Here is a 20,909-nt window from a genome sequence, read left to right on the forward strand (position 1 = left end):
GCAGGACGGTCGAGCGCGGGGCGCGGGTAACCTGTGTCCCGTGCCCCGTCTATCCGAAGTCATCGCCGCGCTCGACGCCCTGTGGCCCCCCGCCCGGGCCGAGCAGTGGGACGCCGTGGGCACCGTCTGCGGCGATCCCGACGCCGAGGTGGAGCGCGTCCTCTTCGCCGTCGACCCCGTCCAGGAGATCGCCGACGAGGCGATCGCCCTCGGCGCCCAGCTCGTCGTCACCCACCACCCGCTCTATCTGCGGGGCACCACGACGGTCGCCGCCGGCCACTTCAAGGGCCGCGTCGTGCACACCCTGATCAAGCACGACGTCGCCCTGCACGTCGCGCACACCAACGCCGACAGCGCCGACCCCGGAGTGTCCGACGCCCTCGCGGGCGCGCTCGACCTCAGGGTCGTCGGCCCCCTCGTGCCGGACGCCACGGACCCCGCGGGGCGCCGTGGGCTCGGCCGGATCTGCGAGCTCGATCACCCCGAGACGCTGGCCGCGTTCGCCGAGCGCGCCGCCAAGCGGCTGCCGGCCACCGCCCAGGGCATCCGGCTCGCCGGCGACCCCGAGGCCCCGGTGCGCCGGGTCGCGGTCAGCGGCGGCTCGGGCGACAGCCTCTTCGAAGCCGTGCGCGCCGCCGGAGTGGACGCCTTCCTCACCGCCGACCTGCGCCACCACCCCGCCTCCGAAGCCACCCAGCACTCCCCGCTCGGCCTGGTGGACGCCGCGCACTGGGCCACCGAGTGGCCCTGGTGCGAGCAGGCGGCCGCCCAGCTCGACGAGATTTCCGACCGGCACGGCTGGGGCCTGCGCGTCCACGTCTCGGCCACGGTCACCGATCCCTGGTCATCCCATACCTCTTCTCCTGGAGCCCCCAACTGAACGCCGCGCCCGCCGACCAGATCCGACTCCTCGACGTCCAGGCACTTGACGTTCGGCTGTCCCAGCTCGCCCACAAGCGCAAGTCCCTGCCCGAGCACGCCGAGATCGACTCGCTGACCAAGGACCTCACCCAGCTGCGCGACCTGCTGGTGGCCGCACAGACCGAAGAGAGCGACACCGCGCGCGAGCAGACCAAGGCGGAGCAGGACGTCGACCAGGTCCGCCAGCGCGCGGTGCGCGACCAGCAGCGCCTGGACTCCGGTGCGATCACCTCGCCCAAGGACCTGGAGAACCTCCAGCGGGAGATCGTCTCCCTCGCCAAGCGCCAGGGCGACCTGGAGGACGTCGTCCTCGACGTGATGGAGCGCCGCGAGTCCATCCAGGAGCGCGTCGCCGAGCTGACCGACCGCGTCGCCTCCGTGCAGGCGAAGGTCGACGACGCGACCGCCCGCCGCGACGCCGCCACCCAGGAACTGGACGCCGAGGCCGCGACGGTCACCAAGGAGCGCGCCGCCGTCTCCGCCGCCGTCCCCGCCGACCTCCTCGCCCTGTACGAGAAGCTCCGCGTCCAGCAGGGCGGGGTGGGCGCCGCCCGGCTCTACCAGCGCCGCTGCGAGGGCTGCCGCCTGGAGCTCAACATCACCGAACTGAACGACGTGCGCTCCGCCGCCGCCGACAAGGTGCTGCGCTGCGAGAACTGCCGCCGCATCCTGGTCCGCACCGCCGAGTCCGGCCTCTGATGCCCACGTTCGTCGTCGAGGCGGACGGCGGGTCCCGGGGCAACCCGGGCCCGGCCGGGTACGGCGCGGCGGTGATCGACGCCGCCACCGGCGAGACCCTGGCGGAGACCGCCGAGTACATCGGCGTCGCGACGAACAACGTCGCCGAGTACAAGGGCCTGATCGCCGGGCTGCGCGCCGCGTACGCGATCGCGCCCGACGCCACGATCCGCGTCCGGATGGACTCCAAGCTGGTCGTCGAGCAGATGTCGGGCCGCTGGAAGATCAAGCACCCGGACATGAAGCCGTTGGCCGCCGAAGCCCGGGGCGTCTTCCCGCCGTCCGCCGTGACGTACCAGTGGATCCCCCGCGAGAAGAACAAGCACGCGGACCGGCTCGCCAACGAAGCGATGGACGCCGGGCGCCGCGGCGAGCAGTGGGAGGCGTCGACCTCCGCGGCGGGGGGCGCAGGCCGGCCCGCGCAGGAGGACGAGACCCGGGTCGTCGGCGACGCGACGGCGGGTGCGGCCAAGGCCCGCGCGGCGCTCGCCGGCGGCAGGCCCGCGTCGGCGTCGGCGTCGGCGCCTGCCGCCGTGGTGGACGCCGGCACCACAGCCGTCACCGCGACACCGGCCGTCGGCTGGGGGGCCTCCGCCGACCTCGGCGCGCCCACCACCTTCGTCCTACTGCGGCACGGCGAGACCGCCCTCACCCCGGAGAAGCGCTTCTCCGGCAGCGGCGGCAGCGACCCGGAGCTCTCCGCGGCCGGGCTCCGGCAGGCCGAAGCGGTCGCCGCGGCGCTGGCCGCGCGCGGCACGATCCAGGAGATCGTCACCTCCCCGCTGCAGCGCTGCCGGCAGACGGCCGCCGCCGTGGCGGACCGGCTCGGCCTCGATGTCCGCGTCGAAAAGGGCCTACGGGAAACGGACTTCGGCGCCTGGGAGGGCCTGACCTTCGGAGAGGTCCAGGAGCGCCACCCGGACGACCTCGCGGCCTGGCTCGCGTCGACGAAGGCGGCACCGACCGGCGGCGGGGAGAGCTTCGCGACGGTCGCCCGCAGGGTGACCGCGGCCCGGGACCGGCTCCTCGCCGCCTCGCCGGGCCGCACGGTGCTGCTCGTCACCCACGTCACCCCGGTCAAGACCCTGGTCCGACTGGCGCTCGGCGCCCCTCCGGAGTCCCTGTTCCGGATGGAGCTGTCCGCGGCGTCCCTGTCGGCGGTGGCGTACTACGCCGACGGCAATGCGTCGGTGCGGTTGCTGAACGACACCGCGCATCTGCGGTCGTAGCCCTTTCGGCACCGGCCCGCCGCTGAAACGCCCTGCGATCGTGCTCGGTCGCAGGGCGTTCTCGTGTGCCAGGCCCAAGGGGACCTTGCGGGCGGGTCCCGAGGGAGGTCAGGCAGTCGCAGGGGCCGTCAGGGTGGATGCCTCCGCTGCCAGGGACTCGATGCGGGACCAGTTCTTGGTGGCGATGGCGTCCGGCGGGAGCATCCAGGTGCCGCCGACGCAGCCGACGTTGGGCAGGGCGAGGTAGGCGGGTGCGGACATCCGGGAGATGCCGCCGGTCGGGCAGAAGCGGGCCTGGGGGAGCGGGCCGGCGAGGGACTTCAGATACGCGGTGCCACCGGCGGCCTCCGCGGGGAAGAACTTCATCTCGCTGACCCCGCGCTCCAGCAGGTTCACGACCTCGGACACCGTGGAGACCCCGGGGAGGAAGGGCTGACCCGAGTCCTTCATCGACTCCAGTAGCTGCTCGGTCCATCCCGGGCTCACCAAGAAGCGCGACCCGGCGGAGACCGCCGCGGCCACGTTCGCCGTGGAGATCACCGTCCCCGCGCCGACCGTGGCTTCGGGAACCTCGGCCGCGATGGCGCGGATGGCGTCCAGGGCCGCCGGCGTCCGCAGCGTGACCTCGATCGCGGGCAGCCCGCCCGCGACGAGGGCGCGTGCGAGCGGCACGGCGTCTGCGGCGTCCTCGATGACGACGACGGGGATCACGGGCGCGAGGTCCAAAACGGAGGTCATGGCCTCATCCTGCCGGCGGTGCACACCATGCGCAACGAGCGTTGCGCATGGTGCAATATGTGGGTGGGTGGTGCGACGGTCAGTGGATCTCGGTGACCACCACGTCGAGCGACCAGGGCCGACCGGCACGCGTCGGCGGCTCCACCTCGACCGCGTGCCCCAGGTCCCGCAGCGCCTCGACCAACTGGCCGGGCCCCTTCGGACGGGCGCCCGCGACCAGCAGGTCCCGTACGATCCGGCCCTTCGTCGCCTTGTTGAAGTGGCTGACGACGGAGCGCTTCTCGACGCCGTCCACCAACTGGGAGTGCAGCACCCGCACAGTCGCCGTACGCCCTGCGACCTCGCCCTTCGGCTTCCACGCCGAGGCGTACGCGGACGACCGCAGATCCAGCACCAACCCGCCGCCCGCGGCCTCCGGCAGCGCCTCTTCCATCGGCTTGCGCCAGTGCGCGCCCAGCGCGCCGAGCCCGGGCAGCTTCACCCCCATCGAGCAGCGGTACGACGGGATGCGGTCGCCCACCCGCACCGCACCCCACAGCCCGGAGAACACCAACAGCGAGGCGCGCGCCCGACGTCGGGCCGCGGCGTCCAGGGTCGCCAGGCCCAGCGCGTCGTACAGCACGCCGGTGTAGACCTCCCCGGCGGGGCGGGCGCCGGCGGTGCGCAGCGCCGCGTTCTTCGTGACCTCGCCGCGCAGGCCCTCGCTCAGCCCCAGCACCTGCGCCGCCTTCGCCTCGTCCGCGGCGCACAGCTCCACCAACTCGTCCAGCACGGCGGCGCGCGCCTCGGCGAGCCCGGGAAGCGACAGCGAATCGGGCTTCAGCGGGGCGCCCCGCCCGGAAGCGGCCTTACCTTCCGACGGCGGCAACAGCACGAGCACGAACGATCTCCTCACGGGCACTGACGGGAAGGGGAGGGGCCGGGAGTGGACCCCGCGTCAGCGTACGCCCCCGGGGTGACCGGGCCGCCCGGGGAGGAGTACGGGCGGCCCGGTCCCGAGGCGGTCGACGGCACGGGCCGCCGACCAGTCCGGCTGCGGCTGGAAGCCGGCGGAGGTGGCTCGGTGGATCGGGGTGCAACGGATGGGCCCGCGTGGCCCGGGCGGCCGGCCCGGCCCGGAGCGGTCCGATCCGGTGGGGCGGTCGGACGATCACGGGCGAGGGGCGAGGGGCGAGGGGCGAGGGGCGAGCGGGAGAGCGGGAGAGGAGGTTGCGGGGCAGTGAAGGGGCGGGGTCGGTCAGACGGGCAGGCGGGACGGATCCGGCGCCCGGCCCGTAAGGCACTCCCCGCGTGCGACGACGCACCTTCGCGCCGTCGCGCCAACGTCGAGTCGGGCCCGTCCGCGACGTCGGCGCGTCAGCGGACGTACACGCTCGTGCCGAACTCCGACACCGCCCGTTCGTTCGGTGGGACCACGTCGATCACCCGGCCCGTGCAGCCGCCGCTGCTGAACACGAAGACGTACTCGCCCGTCCTGTTGTCGACGAAGAGCGGTCTGCGCGTGCTGTCGAAACAGCCGCTGGGGTCGTGGTGCACCACACCGTTGAGAATCAGGTCGCCGTTGGCGGCGTACGCGGACTGGGGGACGGCGACCGCGAGCGTCGCGGCGGCGGCGAGGACTCCGAGCGTGCTGGCGAGACGGCGCATGGCGATACCTCCGGTGAACTCCAGGACCACGGGGGCTCGACAGCACCGACCCCCCTGTGCGCCTTCAACGTTAGGTACGCAAGTCGCCACCCACAGTCACTCGCAAGGGTGAACGCAGGGCTGCGCCCCTGCCCTCCTCGACGAACGCGCAGGCAGCCGCACCGCACCCCGCCCAAACCCCACTGGCGTACTGTCGCCATCCCGCCCCCGTCGTCCCGCCCCCGTCGTCCCGCCCCCGCCGTCCCGCTGCCTCGCCCCCGTCCGCCCCGCTGCCCCGCCCGCCGCCCGGTCACCCTGCCCCGTCCGCCGCCCCGCCCGGCGGCCCGTTCTCACCGCGCGACCCCGCCCCGTCCGCCATACGCTCGACCCATGCCCCGCCGCGTGATGCAGACCACCGGCGCAGCCGCCGAGGCGCTGCGCGGCGCGCTCCGCGACCTCCGCTCCGAACTCGGCGTTCCGACCGACTTCCCGACCGCCGTGCTCGCCGAAGCCGCCCGCACCGCCGCCGCGCCCCGGCTCCCCGACGACGACGCCACGCACCTCCCCCTCTTCACCGTCGACCCGCCCGGATCGCGCGACCTCGACCAGGCCGTCCACCTGGCCCGCAGGGAAGGCGGCGGCTACCGCGTCCACTACGCCATCGCCGACGTCGCCGCCTTCGTCCCGCCCGGCGGCACCGTCGACTCCGAAGCCCACCGCCGCGTGCAGACGCTGTACTTCCCCGACGGCACCGTCCCCCTGCACCCGCCCGCCCTCTCCGAAGCCGCCGCCAGCCTCCTCCCCGACCGCGCCGTGCCCGCGCTGCTGTGGCGGATCGACCTCGACGCCGAAGGCCGCACCGCCTCCGTCGACGTCCGCCGCGCCCTGGTGCGCAGCCGCGCCGCGCTCGACCACGCCACGGCCCAGCGGCGCATCGACGACGGAACCGCCGAGGAACCCCTCGCCCTGCTCCAGGACGTCGGGCTGCTGCGCGAGGCGCTGGAGCGCGAACGCGGCGGCATCTCCCTCAGCGTCCCCGAGCAGGAGATCTCCAGGAGCGACGGCGGCTACGCACTCGCGTACCGGGTGCCACTGCCCGTGGAGGGCTGGAACGCACAGCTCTCCCTGCTCACCAACATGGCCGCGGCCGACCTCATGGCCGCGGCCGGCACCGGCGTCCTGCGCACGCTGCCGACCGCCCCCGTCGGCGCGGTCGCCCGGCTGCGGCTGACCGCGCGGGCCCTGCGCATCGACTGGCCGCACCACGTCTCGTACGCCGACCTCGTCCGCTCCCTCGATCCGCACGACCCCCGCGACGCCGCCTTTCTCCAGGAGTGCACCGCCCTCCTGCGCGGCGCCGGCTACCACGTCTTCACCGGAGGTCGGCTGCCCGACCCGGCCGTCCACGCGGCCGTCGCCCACGCCTACACCCACTGCACCGCGCCCCTGCGCCGGCTCGTCGACCGCTACGCGGGGGAGTTGTGCGTCGCGGCCTGCGCGGGGAGCGGGGTGCCCGAGTGGGTGCTCACGGCGCTGGACGACCTGCCGGCCGAGATGGCCGGGGGCGCCCGCCGCGCGGCGGCGGTGGAGCGGGAGTCCGTCGACCTCGTCGAGGCGGCGCTGTTGAACGGGCGGGTCGGCGAGGTCTTCGACGGTCAGGTGATCGACGTACGGGACGACGACCCGGCGACCGGCACGGTCCAACTGCGCGACCCGGCCGTGGTGGCCCGGGTCACGGCGGACGGCACCCGCGCGGGGGCGCTGCCGCTGGGCGAACCCCTGCGGGTACGGCTCACCAGGGCGGATCCTGGGGCCCGCCCCGGCACGGCGAGGGTCCTCTTCACCGCGGTCTGACCCGCCCGGAGGGCCCGGCTCAACCCGTCGCGCGCTCCGCCTTCTTCAGCGCCGCCAGCAGCGACTGCGGATCGTCCGCGTGGAACCGGATCGTGTGCGCCGTGCCGGTCTTCCCCAACGGCCGTGCGTACGGGATCGGCGCCGCAAGCTCCACCGAGAGCGTCGTCTGACCCCCCACGACCAGGTCCAGCGAGCCGTCCGCGCGCGGCGTGATCGCCTGTGCGTCCGGGAACCGTCGGTCCAGCCGTACGCGCACGATGTCCTCGGCCGGGATCCACAGGTCGAACAGGGCGCCGTAGCGCAGCCGCAGCGAACCGTCCGCGCCCACCACGTGCGGCCGGGCCACGCACGCCGCCAGGATGCCGACCATGACGACCATCCCGTACAGGCCCAGGTACAGCGTGATCGCATGCACCAGCGGCCACGGGATCAGCCAGGCGAGCGCCACCGTCTCGACGACCGAGAGCCCGACCCAGGACCACATCATCGCGGCCTGCGCGGAGTTGTAACCGGCCGCGTGGTCGTCCGCGCCCACCCCGTGTCGACGCCGGCGCACCCACAGCCAGATGCTGTGCACCGAGCGGACCTCGTGCAGCGTCAGCCGTCGCACCACCCGCGGTACGAGCCGACCGGCCGCCGTTCGCAGCGCAGGGCGGGGCGCCGCACCGTCGAGCCGGGCCCGGGCGTACAGCCGTACGAACAGGGCGGACTCCACCGCTGTGGTGCCCAGCAGCAGCGCGACGAAGCCGGCGAGCGCCGCGGGGGCGACCGCGACGCCGGCCAGCGCCGCGGCCAGGACGCCCAGCTCGACGGGGAGCAGCGTCCACAGCAGGACGCGCGTCTTCATCCCGCGCTCCGTCATCGTGTCCCCCGTGACCACCGCGCCTCCCGTCATCACCGCATCCCCCTTCACGACGTGCTTCATGACGCCCTCCGTGCGATCAACGCGGCCACCATCTGTCGTACGACCTCGGCCTGGGCGGGGGAGAAGTCGGCGAACAGGACCTCCGCCAGACCGTTGTCCTCCAGCGGCTGGTCGCCCATCATCGCGACGAGTTCATCGGGCATGCAGGCGGCCAGCTCCACGGCGAGGGGCGCCACGCGCGGGTCGTCCCGCGCGGCGTCCGCCAACTCGTCCAACTGCTCGTACAGGGCGTGCACCCGGGAGTTCGTCCCGCCTTCGGCGAGCGGGCGCAGCGCGTCGAAGAGCGGCCCGCGTTCGGCGGGGTCCATGACCGCGTCCAGCAGCGCCAGGTGCTCCCGGTCCTTCGCGGCGATGGCGGAGTCGGTGGGCGCGAAGGCCCCCCACAGCCCGGCCAGCTCCGGCGAGACGGGCCCCTCGACGGGCAGCGTGCCCGCGCGGGCCCGGGCGATCAGCTCGCCCAGCTTGCCCCGCTGCCGCGCGATCGCCTCCTGCTGGCGCGCGAGGTCCGCGTCCAGCTCCTCCAGCACCTCCACCAGCTCGTGCCCGGCGTCGTCCGCGAGCACGTCCCGCACCTCCGCGAGCCCGAGCCCCAGCTCCGTCAGCCGTCGGATCCGCGCCAACGTGACGGCGTGCTGGAGCCCGTAGCTGCGGTAGCCGTTCGGCAGTCGCTCCGGCTCCGGGAGCAGCCCGAGGTGGTGGTAGTGGCGTACGGTGCGCGGGGTGACCCCGACGAGCGCTGCGAGCTCTCCGATCCTCATGCTCTCCAGTGGAAACGATGACGTTGCGGCAAGGTCAAGCGCGGGCGCCCGGCGCGCCGGGGCCGGCCTCCGGGCGGGTAGCATGGTCGACACGGCAGACGAGCCGGGCGGACGGCCGCGTGAAGCCCTTTCGGGGCTTCCCGAGGAACGTCCGGGCTCCACAGGGCAGGGTGGTGGCTAACGGCCACCCGGGGTGACCCGCGGGACAGTGCCACAGAAAACAGACCGCCGGGGACCGTATCCGTACGGACCCCGGTAAGGGTGAAACGGTGGTGTAAGAGACCACCAGCGCCTGGGGTGACCCAGGCGGCTCGGTAAACCCCACCCGGAGCAAGGTCAAAAGGGGACGCGGAAGCGTTCCTGCGCGGACGTTCGAGGGCTGCCCGCCCGAGTCCGCGGGTAGACCGCACGAGGCCGGTGGCAACGCCGGTCCTAGATGGATGGCCGTCGCCCCGACGACCGCGAGGTCCCGGGGCACAGAACCCGGCGTACAGCCCGACTCGTCTGCCTCACAGCTCCCAAGGGCCCCACTCTCCGAGCAGGGGCCCTTCTTTGTGCCCGATGCGCCGGGCAGGTGGGACTTCGAAGACGCCCTCTAGCCTGGCCCCATGGCGAAGATCCTGGTCAGTGCGTGTCTGCAAGGGGTGCCCTGTCGGTTCGACGGGCGGGACAAGGCCGCGCCCGAGGTCGTCGAGGCGATCGGTGGGCGGGACGTGGTGGCGTTCTGTCCGGAGGTGGCGGGCGGGTTGGAGACGCCGCGGCGGCCCGCGGAGCTGGTCGGGGGTGACGGGCACGCGGTGCTCGACGGCCGGGCGCGGGTCGTGGACGACGCGGGGCGGGACGTCACCGGGGCGTTCGTCGCGGGGGCTCGACGGGCCCTGGAAGCGGCGCGGCGGGCCGGGTGCGAGGAGGCGCTGTTGATGCCGCGGAGTCCGTCGTGCGGACGGGGCGTCGTGTACGACGGGGGGTTCTCGGGGCAGCTCACGGAAGGCGACGGGGTCACCGCCGCGCTGCTGGGGCGGCACGGGATCGAGGTGCGGACCGCGCCCGGGGTGTGACAGGAGCGGCAGAAGGGTCTGGTACGCGTGCGATTTGCCGATTATTGTGCTTTGCGAGGTTTCTCGCGCCGGCCGGACGAAGGAGGCATCGCGTGCGGTCACTGCCCGCTCCCCGTTCCGCCGCGGCCCCGGGCCGCGGTGTCGACCAGCTCTGGGAGGTCAGCGTCGCCCAGGGCGGCGACGGCCCGTACGTTCCGGGGGCGTCCGCCGCGCTCGGGCCGGAGTTGCTGCGGCGCGTCGTCGGGTTCGTCGTCGCCGGGCTGCCGGACGCGCGGTTCCTCTGGTACGAGGACGGGCGCTGGGCCCGCTGCGCGCTGGAGCGGCGGCCCGGGGCGCAGGCGCAGGTCGCGGTCGTGCTCAGCCCGCTCGACGGGCCGCCGGGCGGGTTGACCGCCCGGGAGATCGACATCGTGTCGCTGGTGGCGCTCGGGCTGTCGAACCGGGAGATCTCCAGCCGGCTGGGGACCAGCATCCGTACGGTCACCACCCAGGTCGAGCGGCTGCTGAAGAAGCTCGGACAGGACTCCCGGGCCGGCGCCGGCGCTCTCGCCGTCGACCGGGACCTGATCCGGCTGCCGATCCCCGGCGGGGCCGAACAGAAGCCGGATGCCGACGGCACCAACGGCACCAACGGCATCCGCGTCCTCGACATCGAGCGCCACAGCGGCGGCGCAGCCGCGGCCGGGCTGCGCGCCACCGCCAGGGCGCACCGCCCGAGCCGGCCCCGGCGCCGCGAGACGCTGCGCATCGCCACCATCGCCGTCGGCGGGGCCTTCGCCGCCGACGGGCGCGAGACCGCGCAGGGCGCGGCGCTCGCCGCCAGCGACGTCAACACCCTCCGCAGCGACCTCGGACGCGCCGTGGAGCACGTGACCGTGCACATCGACCCCCTCGACGACGCCTCGGTGCGCGCCGGACTCGCCGCGCTGGAAGAGGCCGACCCGGACGCCATCACCAGCAGCTACGCCAGCGCCCTGAGCCCCGCCGTCTTCGAGTTCGCCGCGGACTTCGGCCGCACCTTCCTGCACACCAACACCTGGACGCGGAGCGTGGCCGCCGTGCGCGCGGACCCGGGGCGGTACGGGCACGTCTTCCAGACCTGCCCCTCCGAGCCGACGTACCAGGCGGCGCTGCTGTCGTTCCTCGGCGGCTGCCCCTCCCGCGGCGACCGCAGGCACCGGCTCGCCGTCGTCGAACTCGACGGCTACGGCTGCGCGGTCACCGACGACACCTTCGAGACCCGGGTCGCGGCCGTGGGCTGGGAGGTCACCTCGACGCACCGGGTCGGCCTGACCGTGGACCGCGTCGACGACCTGGTGGCGGACGCGCTCGCCGGCCGGCCGGACGTCGTCGTGCTGTCGCACCTGTCCGTGGAGACCGCGGCCGAACTCCAAAACGCGATCACCCGCCACCATCCCGGCCAGCTCACGTACCACATCTACACGCCGTCGGTGCCCGGCTTCGCCCGGCGCATCGCGCACGACCCCGGCGGGCAGGTCATCTGGTCGACGGTCACCGGCCGGCCCGACGACCCGCTCGGGCGGCGCTTCACCGAGGCGTACGCCCGCGCGTACGGCTCCGCACCCGGGCGCAGCCAGGCGAGCGCCGCGTACGACCAGGTGCGGATGGTGCACGCGGCGCACGCCATCACGGGCTCCTTCAGCCCGGCGGCGATCGGCGGGCACCTGCGGGAGTCCGCCTACCGCGGGGTGAACGGGACGTACCTGTTCGCGGACGCCGGGCAGGCGGTCACCGGTTATCCGTACGACTCCGTCGACCAGAGCCTGTCCCAGCCCACGTTGACCTACCGGCTGTCGGGGGCCGGGCAGGAGATCCTTTCCGTCACGCCGGGACCGTAGGGCACGCCCGGCCCGTGAGCCGTCACGCCAGGCCCTTGAAGAAGGGCCGGTAGCCGTACGGGGCGCGGGGCGTGGTGCAGGGGTGGCCCAGCGCCAGGTGCATGACCTGCCGCTCCGGCTCGATCACCGCGCTGGCGACCGTGGAGCCCTGCTCCAACGCGTGCTCCGCCGGGTTGGGGTGGCAGCACACCGCCTCGGGGTAGTTCTCGTGGTCGCTGAGCACCTCGTGCCAGCCGGCCACCGTCGGCTGCGGCATCCGCCCGGCCAACTCCAGGGTGCGTGCGCGCCGGAAGAGGGTGTCCGCCATCACGGTCGGGCCGAGGTCCGTGCCCGTCGACGCGAACGCCGAGTCGTCGCTGACGAAGTGGTTCGTGTGCACGAACAGCCCGCCGGGGTCCACCCGGTGGACGCTGACGTCGTCGGCGCCGCCCGGGCGGGTCTCCACGTCCACCGCCCGACCGTCGCCCACCAGGAGGTAGTTCGCCGACGACGAGCGGTGCACGGAGCGCAGCTTCTCCTCCGCCGCCGCCAGCGACTCCGACTCCAGCAGGGCCCGCAGCAGCAGGTGGTACGGCATGCCGGGGCTGCCCACGTCCAACGACGTGACCAGGGCGTTCGTCAGTACGGTCAGTCCGGCGGAGTTCATCCCGAACTTGGCCAGCAGCCCGGCTTCCACCACCGAGACCCAGCGCGGGCCGTTCGTCGGCTCCGTCTCCAGGACCACGACGGTGCCGTGGGCGAACGGGATCCAGTCCCAGTTCTGCCCGACGACCGGCTCCGGGCCGCGCAGGTCCACGAACGCGGTGCACTCGGGCGGCGCGGTCGGTCCGGCCGCGCCCGCGGCGATCTTCCGCGCCTTGCCCGAGAAGAGGATCTCGGTGCGCAAGTTGAGCGCGAGGACGTCGGCGAAGGTCACGCCGGCGCCCTCGGCGATGCCCTGCATCTCCTCCAGGTGATCGGCGTCGAACGCCTCGATCACCGGGACGAAGGTCTCCGCGAGGGCGGTCGCCGCGTCCCACGGCACGTCCGCGAACTTCGCGTACACGCGCTCGTAGTGCTCCAGCGACCGCAGCACCTGCGTGCGGGCGGCGGTGCCGTACTGCCGTCCGCGGTCCAACGGGCTGCCGCTGGTGCGTACGAACAGGGGCTCGGCCGGCAGACCCTCGACGGTCTGTGGTTCCGCGTTCATGACGCGCTCTGTCCTCCATCCACGGCGATCACGGTGCCGCTGACGTACGCGGCCTGGTCGGACGCGAGGAACATGCAGACCTGCGCGACCTCTTCAGCCGTACCCAACCGGCGGGCCGGAATGCGCCGCAACACCTCGTCGAAGGCGTCCGGGTTCCCCGAGACCGTCGTCATCGGGGTGTCGATGACGCCCGGCGCCACCGCGTTGCACCGGATGCCGTACGGCCCCCACTCCACGGCGAGTTGCCGGGTCAGCGCCTCCACCGCGCCCTTGCTCGCGCTGTACGCGGCGCTGGGCTCCCCCGCATCGCCGCGGGCCGCCGCGATGCTGGACATCAGTGTGACGCTGCCGCCGCTCGCGGAGTTCCGCATCCGCTCCGCGGCGGCCGCGGCGACCAGCAGCGAGCCGCGTCCGTTGACGTCCATCACGCCGTCCCAGTCGGCCGCCGCGGTCGCGGTGGCCTCCTTGAAGCGGTAGATCCCGGCGCAGTGCACCACGGCGTCCGGAGCGCGCGAACCCCACGCCTCGTCGACCCGGCGGAAGGCGTCGCGCACGGACTCCCCGTCCGTGACGTCGCAGGGGAAGGTGACGGCGCCCGTGCCGTCGGCCGCCGTGGCGCCCTCCGGCATCAGGTCCAGTCCGATGACGGTCCAGCCCCGCTGGAGCGCGAGGGCGGCGGTGGCCCGGCCGATGCCGGAGCGGGACCCGGTGACGACGAGTCGCTTCATGAGGTGAGCACCCCTCCGTTGACGTTGACGGTCTGCCCGGTCACGTACGCCGCGCCGGACAGCAGGTGGTGGACGGCGTCGGCGACGTCCGCGCCGGTGCCGTGCCGGCCCAGCGGCACCTGGGCGACGACCCGGGCGCGCTCCTCGTCGAAGGTCCGGCCGGTGCGCCGGGCGCGGGAGCGCAGTTCGTCGCGGTGCATCTCGGTCATGACGTAGCCGGGGGCGACCGCGTTGACGGTGAGGCCGGGGACCTCCTCGGCCAACTCCACCGACAGGGTCCGCATCAGCGAGCCGACGGCCGCCTTGGCGGCGCTGTAGGCGCCGGCGCCGGGGGTCGGCTGCTGGGCGAAGAGCGAGCCGATGACGACGATCCGGGGCCGGTCGGAGCGCGCGAGCGCGGACCGTACGGCCCGGACGCCGTGCAGCACCCCGAAGAAGTTGACGTCGAGGACGTGTTGGATCTCCGCGTCCGGGGTGTCGAGCAGCGGGGTCTCGGGCCCGCCGACGGCGGCGTTGGCGACGAAGGCGTCGATGCGGCCGAAGGCGCCGAGCGCGGCGTCGACGACGGCCGCGGCGTCCGCGGGGCTGGCGGCGTCGGCCACCAGACCGAGGGCCCGCTCGCCGCCGAGGGCGTCCGCGACGCGGGCGACGTCGGCGTGCACGTCGGTGAGGACGACCCGCCAGCCCTCGGCCAGCAGCCGGCGCGCCACGTCGTGGCCGATGCCGCGGGCGGCACCCGTGACGAGCGCGGTACGGGGCGTCACGGCGGCGGTACGGGACGTCACGACGGCACCTCCGCACCTTCGGTCCTGGCCGCGCGGGTGGCGGCGGCGATCTCGGCACCGGTGGCGAACCAGATCCGGTCCCGGTCGTACGCCCCCGTCGCCATCAGGAACTTCTCCAGCATCCGCAGCCGGCCCGGCCGGCCGATGATCTGCGGATGGACGGTGAGCGTCACCAGCCCGCCCGCCTCGTGGATCGCGGACGCCTCCTCGCTCCACAACTCCATGACCTCCCGCGAAGAGCGGATGGTCCGGTCCCAACTGGTCGCGTCGAACCAGAAGTGCGGTGCGTCGTCCAGCGACCAGTGGACCGGGACCTCGACGAGGTCGTGGGTCGCGTGGGCGTAAGGATTGATCGCGTCCATCATGTTCGACGAATAGCTGAATCCGTTCTCGACCAGCAGGTCGAGCGTGTGGGGACTGATGTCCCAGGAGGGCGACCGGTACCCCTCGATCCGCCCCGCGAAGGAACGCAACACCCCAAGGCCCCGGGACAGCTCCTCGGCCTCCTCGTCCCGCGCCATCAGATGCGGAGAGCGGTGGCTGTATCCATGGTGCCCGATTTCATGGCCCCGGGCGACGATGGATTCGATGATCCGCGGATGCCTTTCGGCGTCCCGACCGCAGACGAAGAATGTGGCGGGCAGCGAGAGCCGGTCCAACATGTCCAGCAGCGCCGGTACGGCGATTTCCGCGCCGTAACGGGCCTGGGAAAGGACACCGGGCCGAGCCGCGTTCGCGGGGTCCTCGGCGAGCCACAATTCCTCGGCGTCGAAGTCGACCGTCAATGCCGTTGCCGCGCTAAAGCCAGCAGGCCACATGGGGGTCCTCTCTCCATTGCGGGGATCGGGGCCACGGTAGCGGCGAGGGCACCTTCAGCGAACTCCGTAAGATTACGTATGTCCGTCCTGGCTTGGCGTTTGCCACTCTTCGGGAATCGATGGATCCCCCGTTGAACCCGACGGGCGCGGAGAGGAAAAGAGCCGGTGTCCAGTACCACCACTGAAAATGCGCCTCGGCTGACGCGCGTGCTGCGGTTGCCCGCGATCGTCCTGTTCGGCCTCACCTACATGTCGCCCGTCGCGGTCTTCACCACCTACGGCATCGTGAATGACGAAACGGGCGGCCACCTGCCCGCCGCCTATGTGCTGGCACTCGGCGTGATGCTGCTGACGGCGCACAGTTACGGGCGGATGGTGCGCAGCTATCCGACGGCGGGTTCGGCCTACAAGTACTCGCAGAAGGTCTTCGGCGGCCACGTCGGATTCCTCACCGGCTGGACGCTGATGCTGGACTACCTCTTCTTGCCGATGGTGTCCTTCCTGCTCGCCGGCATCTATCTGCACGCACAGTTCCCCGGGGTTCCGCAGGGCGTCTGGAGCGTGCTCGTGCTGCTCGTGGTGCTGGTGTTCAACCTGCTCGGCGTGAAGTTCGTCAGCCGGATCACCGCGCTGATCATGGGTGTGACCGGGCTGCTGCTGGCCGTGTTCGTCTTCGTCGGCGGGGCGAAGTCCGAGGTGGCGGCCGGGGACCTGTTCCAGTCCTTCGTGCCGGCGTCCGACCAGTGGTCGCTGCTCGCCGGCGGCGCGGCGATCCTCGCGCTCAGCTTCCTCGGTTTCGACGCGGTCTCCACGCTCGCGGAGGAGGCCCACGAGCCGCGGCGGACCGTGCCCCTCGGCATCATCCTGACCACCGCGATCGGCGGCGGGCTGTTCATCCTCGTCGCCTGGATCGGCTCGCTGGTCCGCCCCGACGGGCAGTTCGCCGACCCGGACTCGGCGGGCGCCGAACTGATGCGGACCATCGGCGGCAGCGGGCTGAGCGCCGCGTTCACCGCGGTCTACGTGCTGGGCTGCTTCGGCTCCGCGATGGTCTCGCAGGCCAGCGTCTCCCGGATCATCTTCTCCATGGGGCGCGACGGGCTGCTGCCGCGGCGCCTCTTCGGGCGGCTGCACCCCCGCTTCGGCACCCCCGTCGGCGCGCTGGTGCTGGTCTCGGCCGTCGCCTGCCTCTCCGTGGTCCTCACCCTCGACCAGGCCGTCGTCATGATCAACTTCGGTGCGCTGGCGGCGTTCTCCATGGTCAACCTGAGCGTCGTCAAGCACTACCTCTTCGGCGCCGGCCGCGGTCCGCTCACCGCGAGGTCCCTACTGGTCAACGGAGTCCTGCCGGGGCTCGGCTTCGCCACCACGGTCTGGCTGTGGACCAGCCTGACGGGGACGACCTTCGTCGTCGGCCTGGTGTGGATGGCCGCGGGCCTCGTCATCCTGGCGATCACCACCCGCTTCTTCACCCGGCAGCCGCCCGAGCTGCACATGGACGGGGCGGAGGGCGGCGGGGCCGGGCCGGAGGACGGCCGGGACGGGCACGTCGCGCCGCTCGACTCCCCGGAGACGACGCCCACCCGCTGACGTACGGCGCGCGGTGTACGCACCCTGCGCGTGCCGCGCAGGGTGCGGCACGCGCGGTGCACAGGGGTGCGGCCCAAGGCCGTGGACCGCCCCCCGCGTTCCCCCTGCGGGCGCGGTTTCGCCGTGCGACGCGTGGTGTTGTCCCGTCTGCAGCCCGGTGGTGGGCCGTCGCGCAGTTCCCCGCGCCCCTGATTCGCTGCCCCCGCCATGTGCCTGCGGGCTGTACGCGGTCTGCCCCGCAAGGGGGAACCGCGCGAACGGCCACAGACGGGCCGCAGACGCGGCAACACCACACTCGTCGCACGGCGAGAGCGCGGCAGGTGACAGGGGGTGGCGCGTCAGGAACGGGTGCAGCGGCCCTTGGGGGCGTTGAGCGGAGGGCGGCACTGGAGGGTGGAGTCCGCGGGGCGGTTGCTCAGGAAGCGCCCGAAGCAGTCGTTCGCGGCCGGCATGCCGTGGTCCTGGCAGTACGTCAGCGCCGCCTTGCCGTCCTTGAACGGGCCGGGCGCGTAGAAGATCCAGTAGCCCGGGCGCAGGGACGCGTAGTTGTCGCTGCGCACGTACTTCACGTCCGGCACGGTCTGGCGGATCCTCGCCAGCTTCTCGTCCCGGGCGCCCGGGCCCGTGGACGTCGGCTCCGACAGCACCTGGGCGATCCACTTGCCGCCGGGCGGCGCAGACGGCTCCTGCGCGGGGGCGTCGTCGGGGGTGCCGTCGGGGGCCTGCGGCGACGGGGCGACGTCCGTCGAATCGGACGCACCGACGTCCGGCGCGCCGGAAGCGCCGTCCGCCCCCTTGTCGTTGTCGCGCAGCGTCAGGACCAGGGCCGTCCCCAGCGCGACCGCCACGGCCGTGGAGAACGCGGCGACGATCAGGGGCATACGGCTCCGGGCGCGCCGCGGAGGCGGAGCGGTCGCCGCCGCAACGCGCCCGGAGGTCGGTGGCCGCCCGTGCGCGGGGGCGGGGGCGGGGGCGGGGGCTTGTGCCGGCGTCCGGCGTCCTACGTGCGTACGGGCCGAGGCGTCCGGGTGCGCGCGGTGGACCGGCGGGGTCGGGGCGGGGGGTGCCGGTGCCTCGGGCTGGGCCCAGCCCTGGGGCGTCCAACGCTGCGGCGTCCACTCCTGCGTCGCCGGTCTGGCCGGGTGGTTCGCCACGACGGACGCCACCTGGCCCACCTGCGCGGCCTGCCCCACGTGCCCCGCCTGTCCCGCCTGTCCCGCCTGTGCGAGCAGTGCGTCCAAGGCGGCCGCGTCCGGGCGTTGCGCCGGATCCCGCACCAGCAACGCCCCGAGCGCCGGCGCCAGCGGCCCCGACCGCACCGGCGTCGGTATCGGATCGTCCAGCACCGCGGCCAGCGTGGCGAAGGCGTTGTCGCGCCGCAGCGGCGAGACGCCCTCCACGCAGGCGTACAACACCAGGCCGAGGGACCACAGATCGGACGCCGGATCGTCGTTCTGGCCGCGGATCCGCTCCGGCGCCATGTACTCCACCGTGCCGACCAACTCGCCGGTCTGCGTCAGCGAACTGCTGCCCTGGAGGGCGGCGATGCCGAAGTCCGTGAGCACCGCGATCCCGTCCGGCCGCAGCAGCACGTTCGCCGGCTTCACGTCCCGGTGCTGGATGCCGGCCGCATGCGCCGCGTTCAGCGCCCACAGCACCTGGCGGCCGATCCGCGCGGCCTCGACGGGGGTCAGGGTCGTCTCGTGCAGGCGCTGTTGCAGCGAGTCGCCCGGCACCAGCTCCATCACGATCCAGGGGTGCGGATCGGCCACCACGATGTGGTGCACGGTCACCACGTGCGGATGGCTGAGCCGGGCCAGCGCCCGGGCCTCGCGCAGCACCCGTTCCCGTACGGCGTCGGACGCGGCGGCCTCGGGGCGCACGGCCTTCAGGGCGACCTCGCGGTGCAGCGCGCTGTCCCACGCCCGCCAGACCGTTCCCATGCCGCCGCTGCCCAGTGGCTCGACCAACTCGAACCGGCCGTCGACCACGTCCCCCGGTGCGTTCATGGGGACCACCCTAGGTGGTGCCCGCGACGCTCCACTGCCGGCCCGGACGCCGTTCCGTTCCGGTTGTGACGCCCTTGTGGACGGCCCGTGGAGGCGGTTTTCAGACGCGGTCGTGGCGGTCGTAGCGGGCGTAGCGCCGGGCCAGTGCGTGGAACGCCTCCTTCGGCTCCCAGTGCCAGTCCGACGCCGGGTCGGCCGGATCGTCCTTGATCGGCTTCACGATCGCGTACGACGCCATGTCGAGGTCGTGCCGCGGGGAGTCGGCGCGGTGCGGGGCGTCCGCCGTGAGGAACTCGAAGGCCATCGCCGCGTACAGCCCCATCTCCTCGAAGACGTCGAACACTTCGCCCACGTACGCCGCCTGGGCGCGCTCGCTGCGCACCAGGTCGCCGACGATCTCGGGCGGCTGCTTGGAGTGGTCGACCACGTCCCACCCCATGCCGCCGGCCTGCGGCGCCCCCTTGTACGTGCACGTTCCGAACTCCGTGATCGCCAGCGGCTTGCCCCACCGCAGGTACTTCCGCAACTCGCGCACGTGGCTCTCGCGGCGCGGGAAGTACGAGTAGTAGTCGATGCCGACGACGTCGAAGAGGTTCCAGTCGACCCGGTCGTCCTGGCCGGCGGCGTAGCTGAGCGGCCCGCGGAAGACGTTCCGGCCGACGGCCGCGGCGCGGGCCGTGAAGGCGTCCAGCTTGCGCTGCATGTCGACGAAGTCGACGGTGCCCTCCTGGAGGTTCTTGATCCGGTCCAGCACGGTCTCGCCCGGCACGATGCCCGGTACGAGCAGCCAGAACTCGCAGCCCACGCTGAGGTGCACGTCCGCGCCCTGGCGGCGCAGCCGCTCCGCGTGCCGCCCCGTCTCCGCGAGGTGGTCCAGCGTCTCCTGCTGCGGGCGGTCGCTGAGCGTGGGCTCCAGCCAGACGTGGAGGCCGCGTTCCACCGCCTCGGTCGCGGTCGCGGCGAGCCGGTCGACTCCGTCGCCCGTCACCTTCACGGAGTTGGCGTGCAGGTCCCGGGCGATGGCCCGCAGGTCGCTGCGCATGCGGCGGGCGCTCCAGGCGGTGCCGGGGGTTTCGCCGGGGACGAGGGTGTAACAGGCGCTGCGGTAGCGCACGCCGCGGTGGGGGCGGGGCGTGCGGTTCGCGGCGGCGGCCGCCGTGCCGGCCGCGCCCACCGCGGCGGCGGCCCCCACCGCTCCGGCCCCCGCCAGGAACTGCGCCCTGCTGATGCCGCTGCGGCGGCCGTTCCTCGCCGTGCTTCGGTGGTTCACGGTGTGCCCTCCCGTGGGGTTGGATTCCGCACCCAAGTCTGGTGAGGGGGAGGGGTGTTGCGGGTCGGCCGATGGTCTGCGACCGGGCGACGAAGGGATGACCCTGGGGCGCCCGCTTGCAACCAAAGAAGCGTGTGGGCTCCCCTTGGGCACGCGCGAGCGCCCTTCGCCGTTGCCCTGCGGAGCGTTGGTGCCCGAGGGTCGTCTGTGGCTGGTCGCGCAGTTCCGCCCCCTATGCCCAGAGCGCATGGGGGACCCCCGCGCCCCTGAACCCCCTGCCCTACGGGCATAGGGGGCGGAACTGCGAGACCAGTCCACCACCGGGCCGCAGAGACCAATAGCTACCGCGGTGCTACCACGGGTTTGTCAGGCGCACAGGCGCACAGGGCGCCGGGCCGCGCCGGCAACGCGCCGCCCGGGCCGCGCCGGCGCGCGGGCACGCTCCCGCGAGGGGCGCGGCGCGGGGCCCGGTTACGGGAAGGCGCGGGAGGAGACCTGGTGGACGTGGGTTCGGAAGACGGACTCCGCGTCCGGCGTCAGGGTCCGCAGCGTGACCATCGCCGTGAGGATCACGTCGCACAGCTCCGACTCCACGTCCCGCCACGTGTGCGAGTGGCCCTTGCGCGGGTTGTGGCCCATCGCGCCGATGACGGCCTGCGCCGTCTCCCCGACCTCCTCCGACAGTTTCAGCATCCGCAGCAGCAACTCCTGCTCCGCGGGGCGGTCGTTCGCCGCGTCCAGCCAGGCGCGCAGTCGCTCGACGGTGGGCCAGATGTCGTCGGCACCATTGATCTCGTCCATGGGCGGCAAGACT

At 73.6% G+C, this 20,909-nt stretch carries 19 protein-coding genes and 1 other RNA gene; 8 read left to right on the forward strand and 12 right to left on the reverse strand.

Annotated elements, in window-relative coordinates; genetic code table 11:
* The first annotated feature begins 40 nt into the window (after window positions 1–40).
* Genes ACH4E8_RS11685 through ACH4E8_RS11695 form a run of 3 tightly spaced genes read left to right on the forward strand, consistent with a single transcriptional unit; the run spans window position 41 to window position 2,888 of the window.
* A complete protein-coding gene (locus ACH4E8_RS11685; protein WP_398446812.1) occupies window positions 41–880 on the forward strand; it encodes a Nif3-like dinuclear metal center hexameric protein in 840 nt (279 codons plus the stop codon).
* Window positions 877–1,620 (forward strand): zinc ribbon domain-containing protein, encoded by a 744-nt coding sequence (locus ACH4E8_RS11690; RefSeq protein WP_398447303.1) that lies wholly within the window; start codon window positions 877–879, stop codon window positions 1,618–1,620. The genes ACH4E8_RS11685 and ACH4E8_RS11690 overlap by 4 nt, the downstream gene beginning before the upstream one ends.
* The gene (locus ACH4E8_RS11695; protein WP_398446813.1) at window positions 1,620–2,888 is read left to right on the forward strand and encodes a bifunctional RNase H/acid phosphatase; all 1,269 of its coding nucleotides are present in this window, start codon (window positions 1,620–1,622) and stop codon (window positions 2,886–2,888) included. The genes ACH4E8_RS11690 and ACH4E8_RS11695 overlap by 1 nt, the downstream gene beginning before the upstream one ends.
* A 108-nt stretch (window positions 2,889–2,996) precedes the next feature.
* On the opposite strand, the gene eda is transcribed toward ACH4E8_RS11695, so the two are convergent.
* The 3 genes from eda to ACH4E8_RS11710 all read right to left on the reverse strand — a co-directional run bounded on the left by eda (window position 2,997) and on the right by ACH4E8_RS11710 (window position 5,273).
* Window positions 2,997–3,626 (reverse strand): bifunctional 4-hydroxy-2-oxoglutarate aldolase/2-dehydro-3-deoxy-phosphogluconate aldolase, encoded by a 630-nt coding sequence (eda, locus tag ACH4E8_RS11700; RefSeq protein ID WP_398446814.1) that lies wholly within the window; start codon window positions 3,624–3,626, stop codon window positions 2,997–2,999.
* Window positions 3,627–3,705: 79 nt separating this feature from the next.
* The gene (gene yaaA / locus ACH4E8_RS11705) at window positions 3,706–4,506 is read right to left on the reverse strand and encodes a peroxide stress protein YaaA (protein ID WP_398446815.1); all 801 of its coding nucleotides are present in this window, start codon (window positions 4,504–4,506) and stop codon (window positions 3,706–3,708) included.
* Between the two features lie 476 nt (window positions 4,507–4,982).
* Window positions 4,983–5,273 (reverse strand): hypothetical protein, encoded by a 291-nt coding sequence (locus ACH4E8_RS11710; protein ID WP_398446817.1) that lies wholly within the window; start codon window positions 5,271–5,273, stop codon window positions 4,983–4,985.
* Between the two features lie 369 nt (window positions 5,274–5,642).
* On the opposite strand from ACH4E8_RS11710, the gene ACH4E8_RS11715 reads away from it, so the two are divergent.
* The gene (locus ACH4E8_RS11715; RefSeq protein ID WP_398446819.1) at window positions 5,643–7,106 is read left to right on the forward strand and encodes an RNB domain-containing ribonuclease; all 1,464 of its coding nucleotides are present in this window, start codon (window positions 5,643–5,645) and stop codon (window positions 7,104–7,106) included.
* A gap of 19 nt (window positions 7,107–7,125) precedes the next feature.
* On the opposite strand, the gene ACH4E8_RS11720 is transcribed toward ACH4E8_RS11715, so the two are convergent.
* Together ACH4E8_RS11720 and ACH4E8_RS11725 are read right to left on the reverse strand one after the other, a co-directional pair.
* The gene (locus ACH4E8_RS11720) at window positions 7,126–8,031 is read right to left on the reverse strand and encodes a hypothetical protein (protein WP_398446821.1); all 906 of its coding nucleotides are present in this window, start codon (window positions 8,029–8,031) and stop codon (window positions 7,126–7,128) included.
* Window positions 8,028–8,789, reverse strand: a complete 762-nt coding sequence (locus ACH4E8_RS11725) for a MerR family transcriptional regulator (protein ID WP_398446822.1) — start codon at window positions 8,787–8,789, stop codon at window positions 8,028–8,030. Before ACH4E8_RS11725 ends, ACH4E8_RS11720 begins: the two co-directional genes overlap by 4 nt.
* Window positions 8,790–8,888: 99 nt before the next feature.
* On the opposite strand from ACH4E8_RS11725, the gene rnpB reads away from it, so the two are divergent.
* From rnpB to ACH4E8_RS11740, 3 genes are all read left to right on the forward strand, one after another.
* An RNA gene (gene rnpB / locus ACH4E8_RS11730) (RNase P RNA component class A) lies at window positions 8,889–9,296 on the forward strand.
* Between the two features lie 101 nt (window positions 9,297–9,397).
* On the forward strand, window positions 9,398–9,847 hold the full coding sequence (locus ACH4E8_RS11735; RefSeq protein WP_398446824.1) for a DUF523 domain-containing protein: 450 nt from the start codon (window positions 9,398–9,400) through the stop codon (window positions 9,845–9,847).
* 92 nt (window positions 9,848–9,939) lie between these two features.
* Window positions 9,940–11,706 carry an ABC transporter substrate-binding protein gene (locus tag ACH4E8_RS11740; protein WP_398446826.1) on the forward strand — a complete coding sequence of 589 codons (1,767 nt, stop codon included), beginning with the start codon at window positions 9,940–9,942 and terminating at the stop codon, window positions 11,704–11,706.
* A 22-nt stretch (window positions 11,707–11,728) separates the two neighbouring features.
* Here ACH4E8_RS11740 and ACH4E8_RS11745 read toward each other — a convergent pair whose 3' ends face one another.
* The 4 genes from ACH4E8_RS11745 to ACH4E8_RS11760 are packed head-to-tail and all read right to left on the reverse strand — an operon-like array spanning window position 11,729 to window position 15,193.
* A complete protein-coding gene (locus tag ACH4E8_RS11745; protein ID WP_398446828.1) occupies window positions 11,729–12,895 on the reverse strand; it encodes a C45 family autoproteolytic acyltransferase/hydolase in 1,167 nt (388 codons plus the stop codon).
* A complete protein-coding gene (locus ACH4E8_RS11750; protein ID WP_398446830.1) occupies window positions 12,892–13,623 on the reverse strand; it encodes an SDR family NAD(P)-dependent oxidoreductase in 732 nt (243 codons plus the stop codon). The genes ACH4E8_RS11745 and ACH4E8_RS11750 overlap by 4 nt, the downstream gene beginning before the upstream one ends.
* Window positions 13,620–14,408 carry an SDR family NAD(P)-dependent oxidoreductase gene (locus ACH4E8_RS11755; protein ID WP_398446832.1) on the reverse strand — a complete coding sequence of 263 codons (789 nt, stop codon included), beginning with the start codon at window positions 14,406–14,408 and terminating at the stop codon, window positions 13,620–13,622. Before ACH4E8_RS11755 ends, ACH4E8_RS11750 begins: the two co-directional genes overlap by 4 nt.
* Complete coding sequence (locus ACH4E8_RS11760) at window positions 14,405–15,193, reverse strand: polysaccharide deacetylase (RefSeq protein ID WP_398446834.1); 789 nt, start codon at window positions 15,191–15,193, stop codon at window positions 14,405–14,407. The genes ACH4E8_RS11755 and ACH4E8_RS11760 overlap by 4 nt, the downstream gene beginning before the upstream one ends.
* 198 nt (window positions 15,194–15,391) lie before the next feature.
* On the opposite strand from ACH4E8_RS11760, the gene ACH4E8_RS11765 reads away from it, so the two are divergent.
* Complete coding sequence (locus ACH4E8_RS11765) at window positions 15,392–16,816, forward strand: APC family permease (protein WP_398446835.1); 1,425 nt, start codon at window positions 15,392–15,394, stop codon at window positions 16,814–16,816.
* Between the two features lie 338 nt (window positions 16,817–17,154).
* Here ACH4E8_RS11765 and ACH4E8_RS11770 read toward each other — a convergent pair whose 3' ends face one another.
* The 3 genes from ACH4E8_RS11770 to ACH4E8_RS11780 form a co-directional block, all read right to left on the reverse strand.
* Complete coding sequence (locus ACH4E8_RS11770) at window positions 17,155–18,825, reverse strand: serine/threonine-protein kinase (protein WP_398446837.1); 1,671 nt, start codon at window positions 18,823–18,825, stop codon at window positions 17,155–17,157.
* A gap of 100 nt (window positions 18,826–18,925) precedes the next feature.
* Window positions 18,926–20,095 (reverse strand): abortive phage infection protein, encoded by a 1,170-nt coding sequence (locus ACH4E8_RS11775; protein WP_398446839.1) that lies wholly within the window; start codon window positions 20,093–20,095, stop codon window positions 18,926–18,928.
* A 471-nt stretch (window positions 20,096–20,566) separates the two neighbouring features.
* Window positions 20,567–20,896 (reverse strand): MazG-like family protein, encoded by a 330-nt coding sequence (locus ACH4E8_RS11780; protein WP_398446841.1) that lies wholly within the window; start codon window positions 20,894–20,896, stop codon window positions 20,567–20,569.
* Window positions 20,897–20,909 lie beyond the last annotated feature (13 nt).

It is taken from the genome of Streptomyces sp. NPDC017979, from assembly GCF_044328175.1.
In the GTDB taxonomy this organism is placed as follows: domain Bacteria; phylum Actinomycetota; class Actinomycetes; order Streptomycetales; family Streptomycetaceae; genus Streptomyces.